This window comes from Rufibacter sp. JT20002 (assembly GCF_056491185.1).
This window is the reverse complement of record NZ_JBSZJY010000001.1, coordinates 347,387-365,552: the sequence shown is the minus strand read 5'-3', so window position 1 is coordinate 365,552 and position 18,166 is coordinate 347,387. Positions and strand designations below refer to the sequence as shown.

The 18,166-nt window shown below is 51.4% G+C and carries 15 protein-coding genes; 2 read left to right on the top strand and 13 right to left on the bottom strand.

Features of this window, described 5'->3' with window-relative positions:
• Positions 1 to 11: 11 nt before the first annotated feature.
• From ACW9SV_RS01490 to ACW9SV_RS01465, 6 genes are all read right to left on the bottom strand, one after another.
• Positions 12 to 725, bottom strand: a complete 714-nt coding sequence (locus ACW9SV_RS01490; RefSeq protein ID WP_479554964.1) for a tRNA1(Val) (adenine(37)-N6)-methyltransferase — start codon at positions 723 to 725, stop codon at positions 12 to 14.
• 2 nt (positions 726 to 727) lie between these two features.
• Positions 728 to 1,189 (bottom strand): ribonuclease HI, encoded by a 462-nt coding sequence (rnhA, locus tag ACW9SV_RS01485; RefSeq protein WP_479554963.1) that lies wholly within the window; start codon positions 1,187 to 1,189, stop codon positions 728 to 730.
• Between the two features lie 152 nt (positions 1,190 to 1,341).
• Positions 1,342 to 2,166: a carboxypeptidase-like regulatory domain-containing protein gene (locus ACW9SV_RS01480; protein ID WP_479554962.1), complete on the bottom strand. Its 825-nt coding sequence runs from the start codon at positions 2,164 to 2,166 to the stop codon at positions 1,342 to 1,344.
• A 145-nt stretch (positions 2,167 to 2,311) separates the two neighbouring features.
• Positions 2,312 to 2,884, bottom strand: a complete 573-nt coding sequence (locus ACW9SV_RS01475; protein WP_479554961.1) for a MarC family protein — start codon at positions 2,882 to 2,884, stop codon at positions 2,312 to 2,314.
• Positions 2,885 to 2,922: 38 nt separating this feature from the next.
• Positions 2,923 to 3,984: an aminotransferase class V-fold PLP-dependent enzyme gene (locus tag ACW9SV_RS01470; RefSeq protein ID WP_479554960.1), complete on the bottom strand. Its 1,062-nt coding sequence runs from the start codon at positions 3,982 to 3,984 to the stop codon at positions 2,923 to 2,925.
• Between the two features lie 165 nt (positions 3,985 to 4,149).
• Positions 4,150 to 4,608: a type II 3-dehydroquinate dehydratase gene (locus ACW9SV_RS01465; RefSeq protein WP_479554959.1), complete on the bottom strand. Its 459-nt coding sequence runs from the start codon at positions 4,606 to 4,608 to the stop codon at positions 4,150 to 4,152.
• A gap of 138 nt (positions 4,609 to 4,746) precedes the next feature.
• Between ACW9SV_RS01465 and xerD the strand changes: the two genes are divergently transcribed.
• A complete protein-coding gene (gene xerD / locus ACW9SV_RS01460) occupies positions 4,747 to 5,646 on the top strand; it encodes a site-specific tyrosine recombinase XerD (protein ID WP_479554958.1) in 900 nt (299 codons plus the stop codon).
• Between the two features lie 164 nt (positions 5,647 to 5,810).
• Here the strand turns inward: xerD and meaB are convergent, their stop codons facing one another.
• From meaB to ACW9SV_RS01430, 6 genes are all read right to left on the bottom strand, one after another.
• The gene (meaB, locus tag ACW9SV_RS01455) at positions 5,811 to 6,794 is read right to left on the bottom strand and encodes a methylmalonyl Co-A mutase-associated GTPase MeaB (protein ID WP_479554957.1); all 984 of its coding nucleotides are present in this window, start codon (positions 6,792 to 6,794) and stop codon (positions 5,811 to 5,813) included.
• Between the two features lie 292 nt (positions 6,795 to 7,086).
• On the bottom strand, positions 7,087 to 8,256 hold the full coding sequence (locus tag ACW9SV_RS01450) for a YncE family protein (RefSeq protein ID WP_479554956.1): 1,170 nt from the start codon (positions 8,254 to 8,256) through the stop codon (positions 7,087 to 7,089).
• A 357-nt stretch (positions 8,257 to 8,613) separates the two neighbouring features.
• Complete coding sequence (locus ACW9SV_RS01445) at positions 8,614 to 11,184, bottom strand: zinc-dependent metalloprotease (RefSeq protein ID WP_479554955.1); 2,571 nt, start codon at positions 11,182 to 11,184, stop codon at positions 8,614 to 8,616.
• 207 nt (positions 11,185 to 11,391) lie between these two features.
• The gene (locus ACW9SV_RS01440; RefSeq protein ID WP_479554954.1) at positions 11,392 to 12,381 is read right to left on the bottom strand and encodes a hypothetical protein; all 990 of its coding nucleotides are present in this window, start codon (positions 12,379 to 12,381) and stop codon (positions 11,392 to 11,394) included.
• Between the two features lie 46 nt (positions 12,382 to 12,427).
• A complete protein-coding gene (scpA, locus tag ACW9SV_RS01435; RefSeq protein ID WP_479554953.1) occupies positions 12,428 to 14,566 on the bottom strand; it encodes a methylmalonyl-CoA mutase in 2,139 nt (712 codons plus the stop codon).
• 192 nt (positions 14,567 to 14,758) lie between these two features.
• Complete coding sequence (locus ACW9SV_RS01430; RefSeq protein ID WP_479554952.1) at positions 14,759 to 16,594, bottom strand: methylmalonyl-CoA mutase family protein; 1,836 nt, start codon at positions 16,592 to 16,594, stop codon at positions 14,759 to 14,761.
• A gap of 303 nt (positions 16,595 to 16,897) precedes the next feature.
• On the opposite strand from ACW9SV_RS01430, the gene ACW9SV_RS01425 reads away from it, so the two are divergent.
• The gene (locus ACW9SV_RS01425; protein WP_479554951.1) at positions 16,898 to 17,686 is read left to right on the top strand and encodes a DUF72 domain-containing protein; all 789 of its coding nucleotides are present in this window, start codon (positions 16,898 to 16,900) and stop codon (positions 17,684 to 17,686) included.
• On the opposite strand, the gene ACW9SV_RS01420 is transcribed toward ACW9SV_RS01425, so the two are convergent.
• Positions 17,683 to 18,072 (bottom strand): YkvA family protein, encoded by a 390-nt coding sequence (locus tag ACW9SV_RS01420; RefSeq protein ID WP_479554950.1) that lies wholly within the window; start codon positions 18,070 to 18,072, stop codon positions 17,683 to 17,685. The two genes, ACW9SV_RS01425 and ACW9SV_RS01420, sit on opposite strands and share 4 nt — an antisense overlap.
• Positions 18,073 to 18,166 lie beyond the last annotated feature (94 nt).

Here is an 18,166-nt window from a genome sequence, read left to right as displayed (position 1 = left end):
CCAAAACAGAATCAAAAGATGAGATAGAAGTCCTTCAGCAACTCCCGGAAAGAGGTGGTGTAAGAATTATCTTTATCCCTCACCGCCAAGGTGCTCTCGATTAGGGGGCTAACCAGCCGGGAATAGGAATGGATGGTTCGTAACACTTTTCCCTGAGGGGTTGCCTCTAGCCACAGAATAGCGTTGGTGAAAAAGCCAGCCCTATGTATTTCCCGCTCAAACACCTTTGCCTCATGTGGGGGCAACAAGATGTGCAGCTTGCCTTCAGGAATTAAGAAGCGCTGGGCAAAGGAAATAATATCGGAGTAAGAAAGGGTCTCGGTGTGTTTGGCTCGGTTCTTAGCCTGGTCCTCAGACTTCAATGACTCCTGGAAAAAAGGCGGATTGCTGATAATAGCGTCAAAAGGGGCTGGGTTTGTGCGCTCAAATTCCTGCAGGCTCAAGGGGAATAACCGGATACGGTCCGACCAGGGACTTCCAAAGATATTCTCTTGGGCCTGCTTCGCCGCTGCGGCATCAATCTCCACCGCCTCAATACGGGCATACGGTGCCCGCTGCGCTGCCATCAAACTTAACAAACCAGTTCCGGCCCCAATATCCAATAGGCGTTTGGCGCCTGATACGTCCGCAGCCGCTCCTAACACGCAGGAATCGGTGCAGACTTTCATGGCGCATTGATCCTGCCTGATCAGGAACTGCTTAAACCGGAAGTAATCATTGGGCATACTTAACCGGCGGTTGGATTAGCTTCAAAGCCCTTGTCCGGAGGGAGGTTAGGCTGTAGGGCAGCGGCAACGGCAAGTTGGTCGCAGCGCTCGTTCTCGGCATGGCCAGCGTGGCCCCGTACCCATACAAACCGAACCTGGTGTTTGCGGTATATCTTTAAAAAGCGCTGCCAAAGATCTGGGTTGGCTTTGCCCACAAACCCTTTCTTCTCCCAGCCAAACACCCATTTTTTTTCCACGGCATCTACCACGTACTTTGAATCTGAGTAAATGGTAACGGGCATGCCGGGTTTGGTGATGGCCTCCAATGCCACAATCACCGCCAAAAGCTCCATGCGGTTGTTGGTGGTCTTTCTAAAGCCTTCGCTAATTTCCTTCACGTGCGGGCCGTAGCGCAGAATAACACCATAGCCTCCCGGGCCCGGATTGCCTCTAGAGGCACCATCGGTAAATACTTCTATCAAAATGTATGCGGTTAGTCTGCCGCAAAAATACCCATCAAGGCGCAAGCGGCGGCGTGTAACCGGAATAATATTTTAAAGCCTTGGTTAGAAGGAAGGGGATGCTCGGCTCCTTTGAGGCTGATTTCCTGAAAACGGCTTTAAAAGGGCGGAGATTACTTTGCGTAGCTTACAATGGCGTTGAAGCCTAAGCCAACTAAGGGAAGCTTCTCCCAGGTGCTTTGGCTAGTGCTCCGGACGTAGCAGTCGCTGTTGAAGAAACCAGCACTGAAATTCAAGCCGCCCTGTCCTAAGTCCCGCACCAATTCCAGGGAAATGAACACATCAGACTCCAGGTAAATGTTGCGGTCCCGCAGGTCAAGGGTGACGCCATCGCCGATATCTTTCTTCGCGACATTCAGGTAAATGGGCTCCCGCAAGATGTTTTGGTCTGGGCCATTCTTTGTCATTTGGTAGACATTTATGCGGAGGAAAAGCGTATCGTACTGATTATGGGCAATGTTGAAAGTCACTTTCTCCAGGAATGAAGGATTTTTGATCTTTAAAGCAATGCCTACTTCAGAGCCTAGTTTGTTGCTTTTAAACCCCGCCGACATGGTCTTGGAGGTAGTGGTGTTCCCGATCACTTTGGTCACGTATTTACGCGGCCTTACCACCACCTCGTTTAAGGCAACGGCCTGTTCCTGTAAAGTAATAGTGGTGTTGCCTGCGCTGAGTTGCTTTTTGAAATCGCTTACTTTCCACTTTTTAGTGGCGTACCCAATGGCCGAGATCTGCAGCGTCTCTCCGTCCAGGTCAGAAGGTAAGGTGATGGCGAAGGTGCCGTTTGCCCCAGATACCGTTCCTGCGTCTTTCCCTACCACACCAATGTTAACGTATTCCAGGGCTTTCGCTTGCTGATCGGTGATCTTGCCTTCCACGCGTTGGGCTTGGGCGATGTACGAGCAGAAAAGAAGAAAAAGGAAGAAATAGGCTTTCATAAGGCGGCTGTTTCTCTTGTAGATGCAAACCCCGTACAGGAGGTTGCCTGCGCTTCAGAAAAGTGCCTCGATTTAGGAATGTGTTGTATAGGGAAGAGGAAGCCCTGCTTTTGAGCCAGATTTCTTAAAACAGGGGTGAAACCGCTTAGATGCTGACGTGCGTCTTAAAGAGTTTAATGGCAATGGCTAAGAGAATCACGCCAAATACCTTCCGGAGCACTTCGGTGCCGTTCTGGCCTAGTTTGCGTTCCAGCCAATTTGAGCTTTTCAAGACAATGTACACAAACAACAGGTTGAGCAGAATGCCCACCAACACGTTGGGCAAAGCGTAAGCGGCGCGCAGAGACAACAGGGTGGTCATGGTGCCGGCGCCCACAATCAAAGGGAAGGCCAAAGGCACAATGGAACCGGTTTTCACCTCGGGGTTGGAATGAAACAAGTGAATGCCCAAGACCATCTCCATCCCCATCAGAAAGATAATGATAGCCCCCGCCAAAGCGAAAGAGGCAAAGTCAATCCCGAAGAGACGCAGGATTCCATCACCCAAAAAGAGGAACACAATCATCAGGATACCCGCCACCAGGGTTGCTTTCTCAGACTGGATGATTCCTTCGCGCCGCCGCAGGTCAATGATGATGGGAATAGAACCTAAGATGTCAATGATGGCGAAAAGGATGAGGCTTACGGAAACAATCTCCTTGAAACTGAATTGGGGCATGGTGTGGGTGCGCGCTTAAGGCATTAGCGTCCGCGAAATTAGTGATAATGGCTGGAAATGAAATTCCGGAGCACCTTATATTCAGAATCCGCGATAGCGGGGAAGTTGGCTATCCTGAACGTGTTTTTAGCCCATTGTCCGTATCCGTTGCCTAAAACAATGCCTTCTGCTGTGGCAATCCGCTTAATTTCTTGTATCCAGCGATCAGTGCCTTTCACGGCGAGAACAGTCAGGGAGCGTACCTCGGGGTTCTCCACCAGCAACTGCACCTCGGCCAATTCATCAAAATACGTGTACAAATCCTGCGCCCGCTGCACCAACTGCTGGTCAATGGTTTTAATGAGCGGCCGGTGCTCCAGTACTTTCTTGAGCAGGTACAGGTTCAGCACATTAGGCGTGTAGGCTGTTTGGTAATTCAGCATTTTCTCATACATGAACACCAGACTGTTGTAGTGCCGGCGGTCATTCAGGGTTTTAGCCCGTTGGATGGTGCGCGGTGAGCAAATCAGCACGCCCATGCCGGCCGGTAACCCGAAACACTTTTGCACCGAGGCAAACCAGATATCCGCGCGGATGTACTTGAGATTGGCCCCGGCCATGCTGGAGGTAGCGTCAATGGCCAGTAAGGGGTCTTTGAACTGGTTCTGCAGTTTCAGGAGGGTGTTCATGCTCACGTGCGTGCCGTTAGAAGTCTCGGTCTGGGTGACGCAGATCAGGTCGGTGTCGTCTTCCACGGGGATGTTGGGCACGTCCAGGATATCCTCCACCCCGAAGGCTTGGCCGTAACAGTCCGGGCGCAGGCGTTTGGCGTACTGGTACCATTTCTCCCCGAAGGCACCGTTGTAGAGGTGGAGGCTTTTGTGCGGTGTCAGGCTCTGGGCCAGAATCTCCCAGCACTCGGTGGCCGAGGAAGTGAAGAAGATATAGTAGTCTTGGGGGATGTTCAGTTTCAAGCGCAGCAAGCCTACCAGTTCCCGCATCATCTGCACAAAGCGTTCGCCGCGGTGCGGAATACTGAGCATCCCTTCGTCATAGGCCATGGTCAGGTATTCACGTACTTCGGGGTAGACTTTGGACGGACCCGGATAGAAGTTAAGCATGATGGACGGTGGTTGTGGTGGAACGTAGCAATTGGTAAGCGGAAATAAGGCAGGGCAGGCTCAGGTGAAAGAGGTTGTTTAGAGGCTATTTTTACAATAAAACAGGCAAAACATGCCATAAAGCCACCCCGCTGAAATGACCTACACGTGAAAAACGAACGCTGGTTACGCTTTGGTGTATGTAAATCCTACCTTATTGGGCTTCTGCCGCTCAAAGTACTGCAAGGCAAGCCGATAACTTTCTAAGCCAAATCCGCTGATGCTGCCTACGCACCGGCCGCCAATGTATGTCACGTGCCGGGTAGCCTCACGCGCAAACACGTTGGAGATGTGCACCTCAATCACAGGCGTCTCAATGGCGGCAATGGCATCGGCTAGAGCCAGGCTGGAGTGGGTGTACGCCCCGGCGTTAAACACAATGCCTTGGTAATGGAAGCCCACCTCGTGCAGTTTGTCAATCAGAGCCCCTTCAATGTTTGACTGGTAATACTCCAATTCAATTCCAGGGAAAGCGGGGATCAAGTCCTTCTCCAGATAATCGTCAAAGGAGCGGGAGCCGTAGATGGATTTTTCGCGCTTGCCTAATAAATTCAGGTTTGGTCCGTTTAGTATAAGAATCTTCATAGTTGTCTGGTTTGCGTGGCGCTAAAAAAAAGTGCCCGGGGTCATGACCAAATGTACGGAATAACTACCTTTGGGTAGCTATGTCTCTTTCCCCCAATTTGAAAAGAGAGGTATTAGCGTTACTATATTCACTCCCCCATGAACTGGTCAACAGGTCTAACCCAATTCCAGGGATATCTCCAGTTGGAGAAATCCTTGTCCAGTCACTCTGTAGAAGCATATCTGCGAGATGTACGCAAGCTGGTGCAATATTTTGAACTCACCCAAGAGAAAGTAGGGCCATTACAAGTAGAGGCCCATCACCTGCGAGGGTTTCTGGAATGGATCAACTCGCTGGGCATGACGGCCCATTCTCAGGCCCGCACCCTTTCCGGCATCAGGGCCTTCTACAAATTCCTTATCATGGAAGACCTCCTGAATGCCGATCCCACGGAAACGATTGAGGCCCCCAAACTGCAGCGAAAACTCCCCGATACGCTCAGCTACGAGGAAATTGTCAATCTTTTTGAGGCCATTGACGTGAGTACGCCCGAGGGAACCCGCAACAAAGCTATGCTTGAGACGCTTTACAGCTCCGGGCTGCGAGTATCTGAGCTCATTGACCTGAAGATCAGTAACCTGTACGAAGACCTGGGTTTTCTGCGCATCACCGGAAAAGGCAACAAAGAACGCCTGGTGCCCATCGGGAAAGATGCCCTCAAGTACATTAGGTTGTACCTGGATGGCGTGCGCCGGCACCAGCCCATTAAGAAAGGCCACGAGGATTTTGTATTCCTGAACCGCCGAGGCGCCAGCTTGAGCCGTGTCATGATTTTCACCATCATCAAAGATTTGGCGGCCAAAACAGGACTTCAGAAAAGCATTAGTCCGCATACGTTCCGCCATTCTTTTGCCACTCACCTAATTGAAGGAGGGGCTGATTTACGCGCCGTGCAGGAAATGCTGGGTCACGAGTCTATCACCACCACCGAGATCTACACCCACCTGGACCGCGATTACCTGAAGCAGATCATTCAGGAGTTTCACCCCAGAAGCTAGCCTGCAGTTTGTTTGAATCGCTCAAAATTGCTGCTACTTCAAAACAGGGGTTGGCCTTTGTGGTACTATCCTGAGGTGTCAGGTGAAGTTTGGAAAGGGAAGGTTCTAGCACGAGAGAAGTGCTTTTTGCTTGTTTTCCTAAGAATGCCCTGAAAAGGATACGCTTACGGAAGCAAGTGGAAGAGTTCTGCGGCGGCGGCAAACGGGGATTTCTGTCCTTGCGTCACCTGGTTAGAAACGGTTTCCCATTGCGCTTTTATTGCCGGGTGCTGGTAAAAGCGTTCTTCCAGTTGCTGCCGGATGCTGTGCTTAAGCCAATGCAGATTCTGCTCTTGTCGCCGTTTCTGGAAGTAGCCATTCTGCTGCGTTAAAGCCACATACTCCATCACCGATTCCCAGATAGGCGCCAGGCCGGTTTTCTCGTAAGCCGAGCAAACCGTCACCTTGGGGCTCCATTTGGAAGCACCCAGCGGGAAGAGGTGGAGGGCTCCCTGGTACTCGGCTTGGGCGCTGGTGGCAGGGTGAAGGTTGGCCCCGTCGGCTTTGGTGATGGCAATGGCATCGGCCATTTCCATGATGCCTTTCTTAATGCCCTGCAGTTCATCACCGGCTCCAGCCAGCATCAAGAGCAGAAAGAAATCCACCATCTCGTGCACAGCCGTCTCAGATTGACCTACGCCTACGGTTTCCACAAAAATGACATCAAAGCCAGCGGCCTCACACAACAAAATGCTCTCGCGGGTACTGCGGGCCACGCCACCCAACGTTTTACCGGCCGGCGAGGGACGGATGTACGCGTTTGGGTTAGCTGACAAGGTTTCCATGCGGGTTTTATCGCCCAGAATACTACCACCGGTGCGTTGGCTGGTGGGGTCAATGGCTAGCACCGCCAGTTTCTTGCCTTGCTGCTCCAGGAGGTAATTGCCAAAAGCCTCAATAAACGTACTCTTGCCCACACCCGGCACACCCGTAATCCCCACTCGCACCGATTTTCCCGCGTGCGGCAATACCTGTTCCATCACGGCGTGGGCGAGTTCCTGGTCAGAGGGCAAGGTACTTTCTACTAAGGTGATGGCGCGGCTCAAAAGCACCCGGTTCCCGGATAAAACTCCGGCGGCATACTCGTCTGGGGTAAATCGTTTCGGCACTCGTTCTAGGGCTGTTTTCAGGAAAGTACGCGAAAAATAGGAATTAGTCCCCTGTTTTGACCCAGTTTTTGGAAAGAAGACTATAAAAGACCTGCACGCATTACGTCCCCCTTTGAAGGGGGTAGGGGGATGACCTATCTGCCAGAAGAACCATCTATCCTCAACCAATAAAATAAGGGCAACCACAAAGGATTGCCCCTACAAATACTCTGGAACGTCTTTTTCTGCACGAGTGATCATCCCTCTACCCCCTTCAAAGGGGGACCAATGGCTAAATCCAAAAGAACGTGAATTACTGCTTAGTAGGCAGCAAGGAACTAGTAGAGGGTGAAAGGTTCTGGAAATAAAATCCTGGGAAGTTAGGGAGCCCGAGGGCGCTTTTCTGGGTACCCAGGTTAATGCCGCTGTCTTTGTAGTCGCAGTCAGGGCCCAAGGCATTGGGATTCCGGATAACGCCTAACCAGTTGCTGTTGTTGCGGGCCACGTAGATCCGGCCATCGGGGCCTAACTGAAGGGCGCCAATTTTGCGGCTGATGCTTTTAGCGACTTGTTTGCCTGAGTGGATGATCGCGTCTGGGGTACCCGCCGCCAGATCAAACTGGAAAATGCGAGCCTCACCCCCGGCGATGCCGTTTTTGCCACCGTACAGTTTGGTGCCGTCCGGAGAGAATTCCACGCCGTAGGCCTCATCAAACTTGCCTAAGTCTACCGCAATGGCCAGCTTTCCGTTCTCGTTGTTGAAACTAAACACCTCAATTTTGTTGACGGCCGCCCAAGTGGCCACGGCCAGTTTATCGCCGGTAGGGGAGGCCTTCATGTAACCGATGGTAGCACCGTTATCGCCGGAATGAATGCTGCCCAAGTGGCTCTCCACGGGTTTAAACGTGATGCCATCGGCACTGATGAGGTATGCATAGAAAGCTGAGCTGTTCCAGCGGTGCGTAATGAGCCAATAGTCGCGGCCGTTGCGGTGCTTCACGGCGGTGAGTTTCTCGGTCACGGGCGCAAAGATGAGGTTGTTTTTGGAGACCACTTCGCCCAGGCCCCCGTTTCTGCTCAGGTCAACGAGGTGGTATTGCAGGCCGTGGCTCTGGCCCTGAAAATCAGTGGTGAACACGTAGTAGAGGTGCGGAGAACCGGGCTTGGGCAAGATGACCGCGGCCTGCGTGGAAGACTCGTGCCCTTTGAGTGAATCGCCGTTGGTCATCACCAGTTTGTTCCGGTTCCAGATCTGCATGCCGTTGGTGTAGAACAGAAGATTGCCCAGCGCATCTGAGAGAACGGCGCACCCTTCCTCACTGAACATGTTTCCGTCTTTGAGCGGTTGGGGATTAGAGGGGTCAGTGAACGACAAGCCGGCGTTATGCCCGAAATACCAGGTAGTAGCCTCTTTCTGAGCGGTTGCCACCAACGTAATGAGCCAGAAAGGAAGCAGAAGAAAAAGTCTGTTGGGGTTCTTCATGTTCAATACATCAATTCAGTTTGCCCTTAGATTCCAAAGATTGAGCCAGAAACCTGATCCAGAAACCTGATCCTGTTTCCATTTGGGAGCACGTAGCCTCAAACCCTGTTCTTTCAAAAAAGGAAAGCGCTAGCAGTAAGGTGATTAGCTTGCCTGAAGGTTTTCTGGTAGGCTTGTGCACCCTTCCTGTTGCTTTGGGTTCGCTATCTATAAAGCGAAATCCGGGCTATTATATTGTACCCCGCTTACGCAAGACTTTCTAAAAAGGAACCTAAAAACTGTTTGAACTTGACCCTGTGGCACAAAAAAAGCGGCACCTGGTGGGGTGCCGCTTTTTCTATTTAAGACCCAAGACGATTAGCTTCTTGGGTCTAAGGCTTCGGTGATACGGTCAGAAAGATCCAGCAAGTGGTAGCTGCTCAAGGAGTCTGACTGCGATGCTGCCGATGCTTTTATCATGTTGTTGATATTCCGCAACTCAGCTTTGGCTACTGAAACCACATCGCTCGTCCGGGCATCCATGGTAGGGGCGGTGTTACCACCTCTGCCACCCTGGGCTGCCTGAGCACCCGCCGGGGCTGGAGCTGGTTTCACAATGTCAATCAGTTCCTGCACGTACATTTTCTGCAGATTGCGGCGGTACACGTCAATGGCCTGCTTGTTTTTCACTTCTTTGAAGATGGAACCGTTCATGTCATTGAAGAAGTCGGTTACCTTGTAAGCTTTGGCACCGTCCATAGCTTCGGCGGTGATCAGCTTAGTTAAAGTGGCGTTGCTGATGAGGCGGTTCAACACGGCCTGCTGGCTGCGCGATACCACTACCATCGGGTTTGATCCGGTGTTGTTCAGCACGTTAGGCGCCAATAACCAGGTAGGCGTGGTGAACAATTGCTTGTCCAGGAACGTCATGGCCTCTTTCTGGGTAGCTGCCGGCGTGCGCTCATACACTACGCCTTCCATCTCAACCGTCTTCGGGTTTTCGTAGATGCCTCCAATGTTCTTGGCCACGTGGCCCATGTACCGGTTGAACTGGGTGGTCAACTGACCATACATGGTTTCCAGGTTCTCGTAGCCTTCGTTCTCCTCGCGGGTCCACTCAGGAAGCTTGGCCAGAATGCGCTGCAGGTTTTTGATGCCGTACTCAGAGGCTTTCATGGCGTTGTCGCTCAGGTCCTCGTTCTGGGAATGCGGGTCATCTGGGTTGGTCTCGGTTCCGAACCAGTTGCGGCGGTTTTTAAGTGCCTCTACAGTCATCTTGTTCAGGATTGGAATTTCAGCCGTAGCGCTTTTGGCGTTCGGTAACATCCGGTACCCCCACTCAATAGCCCACAGGTCATAATCGCCAATTCTTGGGTAGATTCCTTTTGGCGTGATGTTGTCTTCTGGCTGTGCCACGTAGTTGAAGCGGGCATAGTCCATGATAGACGGAGTATGGCCGTTGGATTCTACCCATTTCTTGTTACGCAGGTTCTCTACCGGTACTGTTGAGCTGGAGCCATAGTTATGGCGCAAACCAATGGTGTGCCCCACCTCGTGAGATGATACAAAGCGGATCAAGTCACCCATCAATTCATCAGAGAAATCCATTTTACGGGCGCGTGGGTCAATGGCGGCCGCCTGAATGAAGTACCAGTCATGCACCAGCTTCATTACGTTGTGGTACCAGTTGATGTGGCTTTCCATGATTTCGCCGCTGCGTGGGTCAGAGATGCTTGGGCCGCTGGCATTCGGGATCTCAGAAGGCTTGTAAACGATGGCCGAGTGACGGGCATCGTCTATGCTCCAGTTCGGGTTTTCCTTGGCGGAAGGCGCTTCTTTCCCGATGATGGCGTTCTTGAAACCAGCTTTCTCAAACGCTTTCTGCCAGTCGTTCACGCCGGCAATCAGATACGGCACCCATTTCTTTGGCGTAGCCGGGTCAATGTAGAACACGATGGGTTCTTTTGGCTCTACCAATTCGCCGCGCTTGTACTTGGCCATGTCTTTTTCCTTCGGCTCCAGTCTCCAGCGTTTCACCATCTGGATTTCCTTTACGCCCTGCGGATTGGCGTCAAAGTCTGTATAGCCAACGGTGAAGAACCCAACGCGCGGATCAAAGTAACGCGGCTGCATGGGCTTTTTCGGCAACACTACCATGGAGGTATTCACCTCAATGGTGGAAGAACCGTTCAGGTTGGAGTTGGCGGCACCTGCGCCGGCCGGTGCTGCCCCGAACCCTGTGGTTGGAGGGGTGAGTACGTACGTTTTCACGGTGGTTACTTCCACGTTCTGTGGGAAGCTGCGCACGTTCTGGATATAGCTGCGGTCTGGGATGAAGTTCCCTAATCGGATGCGGGTTTTGGCAGCCGCCGAGCTGAACGAGAAGATTTCGTTTTCGCCTTTCACATAATCTGTGACATCAATCACGCTGCTCTTGTTGTTTGTGCCGTAGGCAGCCACGTTAAACGCCGCCACAATAGCCTGCACGTTAGAACGCTGCACCGACTGGTACATAGACTTGGTGCTGTCTGGGCTGTAGGTGGCGTAAGAGATTTTCCGCATGAAAATACGGTCATCCGGACCTTTCTCAAACATGATCACCGATGACCCGATCTGGTCCCCGGCGTACCCAGAAGAGGCACGTACCTCAGCGCCAGCCTTGGAAATACGGTTTACAACCAGAATCTCGCGGCCTAACACAGAGTCGGCTAATTCAAAGAAGTACTTGTCTTCAACTTTGTGGGTTTTGAAAAAGCCAGATTTAGATTGAGCTTTGTCGGTGATGACCTCGGCGTAGGGCTTTGGTTTAGAACTTTTGGCGGCATTACCGGCCATGCCCGCGGCCCCGGCTACCCGACGCGTAGAATCGGCGGGCTGGGTCCGACTCTGGGCCATGGCTACTCCGGCAAAGGAGGATACCAGCCCCAGCGTCAATAAGAATTTCTTCATACTAGGTTTGCTTGTAAGTTGTGTAAAGGGTTGCGTATGGTGTGGAATTCACGCAGGCTTAGACAAGCAGGGTAGAAGAAGGTTTAATCAGATGCGAGAAAAATAGAAAAATTTTGAGTGCGGGTTTAGGGCTTGTTTTGGCATAAAGAGGTGCAAAACAAACCTATTGAAATAGTATTTGTCCAGTGTTGAACACGTTTATAAATACTAGTTTACTGCTGAATTTGCTCTAACCACAGTTTGTATAGCTAATAACCTATCATTTAACAAGGTATGATTGACCTTTGCTAAGTAAGAGTTAGCTATTTGAGTAAACTCTGAGTGAGTGATTGCTTTAGCAATAAAAGTCTCATGAACTTGATTAGTTCTTTGGACGATTTTCAAAAGTTCATTTATGGCTTCATCACCCCTAAAGCCATCATAAAGGAAAGTATCAATGTCTTGATAGTTAGACTTTATTCGCTTTCTGTACAAAAGGTCTAATAAGGTCGTTGGTCCACAGGTCTGAGATACCCTATCCCAGTCAAATCTGTTTAAACATTTCTTGATTTTGCCTTTGTTATTTTTAATCTTCATCGAACTAGCCTTATCAACTAAATTATCTTCTCTAGTTGATTTTAGGAACTGGCAAATCTGATTATCGATTGTAGCAGGGTTAGTGATATCAAGCTCAATAGATGTTAAACCAGAAGGTTTTACTATTTTTCCATATGTAATCCTTCCTTTTCCACCATCGGAATGAAAGCTTATACAATCAGGATACTTATTTGTACAAACTAGTTGAGCGAATTTTTTCAATATTGCTGAATGACTAGTTTCAGTGAATCCTACAGCCTTGAAGTAGGCTAGAGTTGATGCAAAAACAGAATAGTAGGCTTGTGGGAAAGCCCATTGCAAACAAAAGGCTTGACCGGTAGCTTCAATTAGAGTAGAATTTAGACTTAAAGTTAATTCGGAGTTCCAAGAGTTATTAAGCCATTTTGCTACTTCTTCTATTGAAAGATTCCTAGCTGGTGTAAGTTGGTTTTGGAAGTAGTTTAAGTTAAAGATTTCATTCTCAACTTCTGCTGAATGGATTTTATGGGATAATGCGGATAGCTGCCTGACAGTCATTTCGGCTCTAAAATGCATCTGCCTATCCTCTTGCAATCTAGAAGTTAAATCCTCAAAAGTAAATTCCTTTGCTATAATTGACATTATAAAATCTTTAATGGTATTTAATTATAATTTAACTATTTAAAAATCAAGATACACCTTTCATCAACTTTTCCAGAATCTCTTGTGCGGCCACACTAATCACAGTTCCTGGGCCAAACACACCCGAAACGCCTGCATCATACAGGAATTGGTAATCTTGGGCAGGAATCACGCCACCGGCAATGACCAGGATATCCTCTCGGCCTAGTTTCTTCAATTCTGAGATCAAAGCCGGAATTAACGTTTTATGACCGGCTGCCAAGCTGCTCACACCTACCACGTGCACGTCGTTCTCGGCGGCTTGCAGGGCTACTTCTTCCGGGTTTTGGAAAAGCGGACCTAAATCCACGTCAAAGCCGAGGTCAGCGAAAGAGGTGGCAATCACTTTGGAGCCGCGGTCGTGGCCGTCTTGGCCCATTTTAGCCACCATGATTCTTGGGCGGCGGCCTTCCTGCTCCGCAAACTGGTCGGCAAGCGCCTGGGCTTTGCCGAAGTTCTCGTCGTCTGAAATTTCTGAACTGTACACGCCGGAAATAGATCTGATGGTGGCCCGGTGACGGCCGAATACTTTTTCTAAGGCATACGAGATTTCACCCAGGCTGCAGCGCACACGCGCCGCGTTTACCGCCAACTCCAGCAAATTACCCTCGCCAGTCTCGGCGGCTTGGGTGAGCGCATCCATGGCGGCAAAGACAGCGGCATCATCGCGGTTCTCGCGCAACTGGGCCAAGCGGGCTAACTGAGACTCGCGTACGGTAGCGTTGTCAATGTCCAGAATCTCTAGCTTTTCTTCAGTCTCCGGACGGAACTTGTTAACCCCTACAATCACGTCTTTACCGGCGTCTATGCGTGCCTGTTTTCTAGCCGCGGCTTCCTCAATGCGCATTTTAGGCAGACCCGTTTCAATGGCTTTGGCCATACCTCCCAGGCGTTCAACTTCCTGAATCAAGTCCCAGGCGCGGTGCGCCAACTGGTGGGTGAGGGCCTCCACGTAATAAGAGCCTCCCCAAGGGTCTACGGTTTTGGTGATGTGTGTTTCTTGCTGCAGGTAAATCTGAGTATTCCGGGCAATACGCGCTGAGAAATCGGTAGGCAAAGCAATGGCTTCGTCCAGGGCGTTGGTGTGCAAGCTTTGCGTTCCACCCAGGGCAGCGGCTAAGGCTTCCACGGTGGTGCGGGCCACGTTGTTGAATGGGTCCTGCTCAGTTAAGCTCCAGCCCGAAGTCTGGCAGTGGGTGCGCAAGGCCAAGGATTTATCGCTTTTCGGGTTGAACTGCTTGATGAGCTTGGCCCACAGCATGCGGGCGGCACGCATCTTGGCAATCTCCATGAAGTGGTTCATGCCAATAGCCCAGAAAAACGACAAGCGCGGCGCGAAGGTGTCAATGTCCATGCCCGCGGCCAAGCCCGTACGCACGTATTCCAGGCCATCGGCCAGGGTGTACGCCAACTCCAGATCGGCCGTGGCCCCGGCTTCCTGCATGTGGTAGCCTGAGATAGAGATGGAGTTGAACTTGGGCATGTGCTTAGAAGTGTACGCGAAGATATCGGCAATAATCTTCATGCTGGGCTCCGGCGGATAGATGTAGGTGTTGCGCACCATGAACTCCTTCAAAATATCGTTCTGGATGGTGCCGCTCAGTTGCTCGGGCTTCACTCCTTGTTCCTCGGCGGCCACAATGTAGAACGCCAGAATAGGCAACACGGCACCGTTCATGGTCATGGAAACACTCATCTGGTCCAGCGGAATCTGGTCAAACAGAATCTTCATGTCCAGGATAGAGTCAATGGCCACACCCGCTTTGCCCACATCGCCCACCACACGCGGATGGTCTGAGTCATAGCCCCGGTGGGTGGCCAGGTCAAAGGCCACGGAAAGTCCTTTTTGCCCCGCTTCCAAATTCCGGCGATAAAACGCGTTGGATTCCTCGGCAGTGCTGAAGCCGGCGTACTGCCGGATGGTCCAGGGATTCTTGACGTACATGGTGCTGTATGGGCCACGCAGGTACGGCGGCAGACCCGCGGCGAAATCCAGGTGCTCAAAGGCGGCTGTGTCTTCTTTGGTGTAGAAGTTCTGCAGCGGCAGGCGCTCGGCGGTTTTCCAGGTCTTGGGCTGCGCTTTGGGTTCGTTTCCCAAAATGGAGCCTTGAAACGTGAAGGGTATCTTAGTGAAATCTGGTTTCATGTGTTCGTTTCATGTAGCAGGTATCAAGTATCAGGATGCCTGCATGAATTATCATTGGTGAAGTTCCGGCTGTTTTATCTCGCTTGTCTTTCTAGCTCGCCCACAAGATCCTTTCAGGATGACAAGGGGGCAAGTAAGCCACTAACTCAAGACTCAGAACTCAAGACTCAGGACTGACGCGCGCCCCGCGCGTCAAACGCCCAACCGCTCCTGAATGCGGGTAATAATTTCCTTGGTGTCACAGCCCCTGAAGAGAAAATCATCAAAGCCGTTGGCCTGAAGCTCTTCTTTCAAATGCATGGGGTCATCGGCTAAAATCAAGGCTGGGCCTTGGCGGTGTTGGGCCCTCATTCCTTTGGCGAAGGACTCGGCAAACTCGTTGAACTGGCGCTCTGGGGCGGCCATGACAATAACCTGCACATCCAGGTCTTTCACGCCTGCCAATGCCTCTGTGATATTGTCAAACTTGAGAACCTGCGTGGTGAAACCAGAACAGGTAAAGAACTCGCGCGCAAAAGTGGCATGGATGTGTTCCTGAATGGCCGTGCCCATGTGTACCACCAAGGCATGCGGACGCCGTTTTTTCTTCCGGAAGTGCAGCTCGGTGGCCAGGCGCATCACCTCGTAGGAGTACGCGGCGCGGGTATTGTCAAACTGTTTGCTTTGGATCAGCTGCTCAGGGTCGAACTCGTGCTGCTCATTGGAGTTGGGGAACTTGTTCGTGCCCACCAGTACCTCTTTGCCGCTGGCAATGTCCTTGAACTTCTGGTTGCTGGTTTCCTTGATTAGCTCCTGGATAAAACCGGCGTTGGAAGCCGGGATAAAACCGCCCTGGGCCTCAATCTCCTGGAACAAGGCCCAAGCCTTTAGCGCTATCTGGCGGGTAAGGTACTCTAAATAGTAGGAGCCAGCGGCCGGATCAATGGCCTGGTCCAGGTACGCTTCTTCCTTGAGGATGATGGGGATGTTGCGGGCGATGCGCTCACTGAACTCGTTGGCTTGCCGGTACGTGGAGTCAAAGGGTTCCACCTCCACGGAGTTCACGCCCCCAATGATGGCACTCATCATCTCAGTGGTATGGCGCAGCAGGTTGGTATGCGGGTCTAAGGTAGTCTGGTGCCAGCGCGAAGTAGAGGCGTGGATGCGTAAAGCCGAGGCGACCTCAGTAGGAACCTCATAGGCTTCCACCACTTTCGCCCACAGCAACCGCAGGGCCCTGAATTTGGCGATCTCAAAAAAGTAGTTGGTGCCGGCGGTCAGGTGAAATTGCATGTTCCGGAAAATATTCTCTGCCGACAACCCACTTTGGGTGAGGCTGTTGGTATAGCACACGGCAATAGCCAGCGAAATGCCCAATTCCTGTACCAGTGTGGCCCCTTTGTTGCTGAAGTGTGACCCGTTAATGGTGAGCGCATAAAAGTTGGGAGCGTCCAGGGTTTGTTCCAGCAAGTGCATGGCATGTTCCATGTCCAGCTGCTTGTAGCTTTCCGAAGACAGGATAGGCGAGCATTTCAGGAATCCGTTGAGCGTGGCCAGCGAGATTCTTTTACGGTACAGCCCCGTGGTGAGATGATGCAGGAAATTGGCCGCCTCGGTGGAAACCGTGTAGGAAACCGGAACTTTAGTGAGATCGATTTCCTGGATAAGGTAATCCACATCAAAGTCGTAGCCGTTCTCCATGATGAAATGAACGCCATCAGCCCCGCGGGTGAGCGCCACCACGGCTTTGTCAATGGCTTCGCGGCCCTTGCCCGAGGAAAAGATAGGCTGTAGGTTGAGCCAGATGTTCTTGTCGGTTTTGGCGGTGCGCAGGTACGGGAACTGCCCCGGGGTGGTATTGAGGGTGCCACTCTGCGGCACGTTGGCTTTGGTGTAAAAAGGAGAAACAGTAATGTCCTCATAGCTCTGCCAGTGCAGGTCGGCGAGGTCGGCTCCTTTCAGGTCTTGTTTTATTTTGGCAACCCATTGCTCGGCCGTGATGGGGCCAAACTCGGGGAATAATGCCTCAGATGAGGTAGGGTTCGTCATAGAGAAGGCAGGCGTATGATGTGGTAAAGATAGCTTTTTGCCTGAACTGTTCTACGGCTGCCGCCTTGTTTGCGATGAGCGTTTTGCGCCAGTTTTAGGCAAATTATGCCCGAAATGGAAGGTGCAACGCCCAATTCCGTGGTTTTCCTTTTGAAGGAAGGTGAAAATCGCTCCGCCTTCCTGGTTTTTAGTTAGCGTAGGTTGAAATGCATGTAAACGGCCGCTGAACGGGCTTAGTATACTTAAGTCTATAGTCAAAGGATTCCTGTTTTCGGGCTAGTCTTCTTAAAAGAGGCTCAAAGCATGCAAAACCTCCCGCCAGTTTCTGCGTCTGTATGCAGCATGGATATTGGACAAGATCAACTATACATCGGTACCTCGGGCTGGAGTTATGCATGGCGGGGGATTTTCTACCCAGAAGACATCAAATCAGCGGAGATGCTGCCTTTCTACGCCCAGCACTTCAACTGCACCGAGGTTAACAGCAGTTTCTACCATTTCACCATGGAGAAAACCATCTTGAAATGGCTGGAAACTACGCCTGCCCACTTTAAGTTCGCACCCAAGTTACACCGTTCCATCACCCACGAGAACCGCCTGCAGAACATTGAGGACCCCTTGCGCAAGTGGATGGACCGTTTCCTCCTCATGGGCGAGCGATTAGGACCAGTGCTGGTGCAGTTGCCAGGGTCTTTCCATTACAACGAACTCATCGCAAAGCACTTTTTCACGCTGTTGCGCAACTTGTACCCTACCACCGTTTTTGCCTTGGAAGTACGGCATGCATCTTGGCACACCGAGGAAGTACTGGAACTGCTAGAGGAATTCAATATCTCCCTGGTCGTGATTAGTGCCGGAAAAAGATGGCCTGCCTTGGCCACCGCGACTACCGATACGGTCTACATGCGCTTGCACGGCCATGAGCAACTGTACCGGGGCGCTTACCCCGAGGAGGAACTGGAGCGTTTCAGCTACATGGCCCAGGATTGGCTTCTGGATGAAAAAACCGTTTGGTGCTTCTTCAACAACACCATCGGCGGCAACGCCACGTCAGATGCGAAAAAGCTGCAGCAGGCCATCTTGAATCTTTAGCGGTTCTGGTACCAACGCCAGGCCCAACTTCCGGCCCACCAGAGCACCAGCGCCCACAAGACAATAATGACTAGGGCAGCCCATTTGCTTTTTTTGAACCTAGGAGCTCCGTCCATGGCAATTTTCCGACGGGACTCTTCCAGTAAGTTTGCCGGTAGCAGTTTAACGGTAAGCCAGATGCCCAACGGAAGCAGCAGCAGGTCATCCAGGTAGCCCAGTACCGGAATAAAATCAGGGATGAGGTCAATGGGGCTGAGTGCGTAAGCGACCGTAAGCGCACCCATGGCTTTGGCAGGCCAGGGCGTTCTGGAATCCTGGATGGCAAGCGCCAACGCCCAGACATCCGTCTTCAGGTGTTTCGCCCACCTTTTCAGTTTTTGCCACACTAATTTTGACGGTATTCTCCTGTAGGGATGAAAAGCGTTTTAAGCCCGATTTTCAGAAGATGGCTTGTAAACAGGATTGTTGATTGCTGATTGT

Bases quoted from the DNA above. Each gene is read 5' to 3' on its own strand.
- ACW9SV_RS01490 (WP_479554964.1), bottom strand. From the start codon at position 725: ATGCCCAATGATTACTTCCGGTTTAAGCAGTTCCTGATCAGGCAGGAT.
- scpA (WP_479554953.1), bottom strand. From the start codon at position 14,566: ATGAAACCAGATTTCACTAAGATACCCTTCACGTTTCAAGGCTCCATT.
- ACW9SV_RS01450 (WP_479554956.1), bottom strand. From the start codon at position 8,256: ATGAAGAACCCCAACAGACTTTTTCTTCTGCTTCCTTTCTGGCTCATT.
- ACW9SV_RS01475 (WP_479554961.1), bottom strand. From the start codon at position 2,884: ATGCCCCAATTCAGTTTCAAGGAGATTGTTTCCGTAAGCCTCATCCTT.
- ACW9SV_RS01470 (WP_479554960.1), bottom strand. From the start codon at position 3,984: ATGCTTAACTTCTATCCGGGTCCGTCCAAAGTCTACCCCGAAGTACGT.
- ACW9SV_RS01465 (WP_479554959.1), bottom strand. From the start codon at position 4,608: ATGAAGATTCTTATACTAAACGGACCAAACCTGAATTTATTAGGCAAG.
- ACW9SV_RS01480 (WP_479554962.1), bottom strand. From the start codon at position 2,166: ATGAAAGCCTATTTCTTCCTTTTTCTTCTTTTCTGCTCGTACATCGCC.
- ACW9SV_RS01445 (WP_479554955.1), bottom strand. From the start codon at position 11,184: ATGAAGAAATTCTTATTGACGCTGGGGCTGGTATCCTCCTTTGCCGGA.
- ACW9SV_RS01425 (WP_479554951.1), top strand. From the start codon at position 16,898: ATGCAAAACCTCCCGCCAGTTTCTGCGTCTGTATGCAGCATGGATATT.
- ACW9SV_RS01440 (WP_479554954.1), bottom strand. From the start codon at position 12,381: ATGTCAATTATAGCAAAGGAATTTACTTTTGAGGATTTAACTTCTAGA.
- xerD (WP_479554958.1), top strand. From the start codon at position 4,747: ATGAACTGGTCAACAGGTCTAACCCAATTCCAGGGATATCTCCAGTTG.
- ACW9SV_RS01430 (WP_479554952.1), bottom strand. From the start codon at position 16,594: ATGACGAACCCTACCTCATCTGAGGCATTATTCCCCGAGTTTGGCCCC.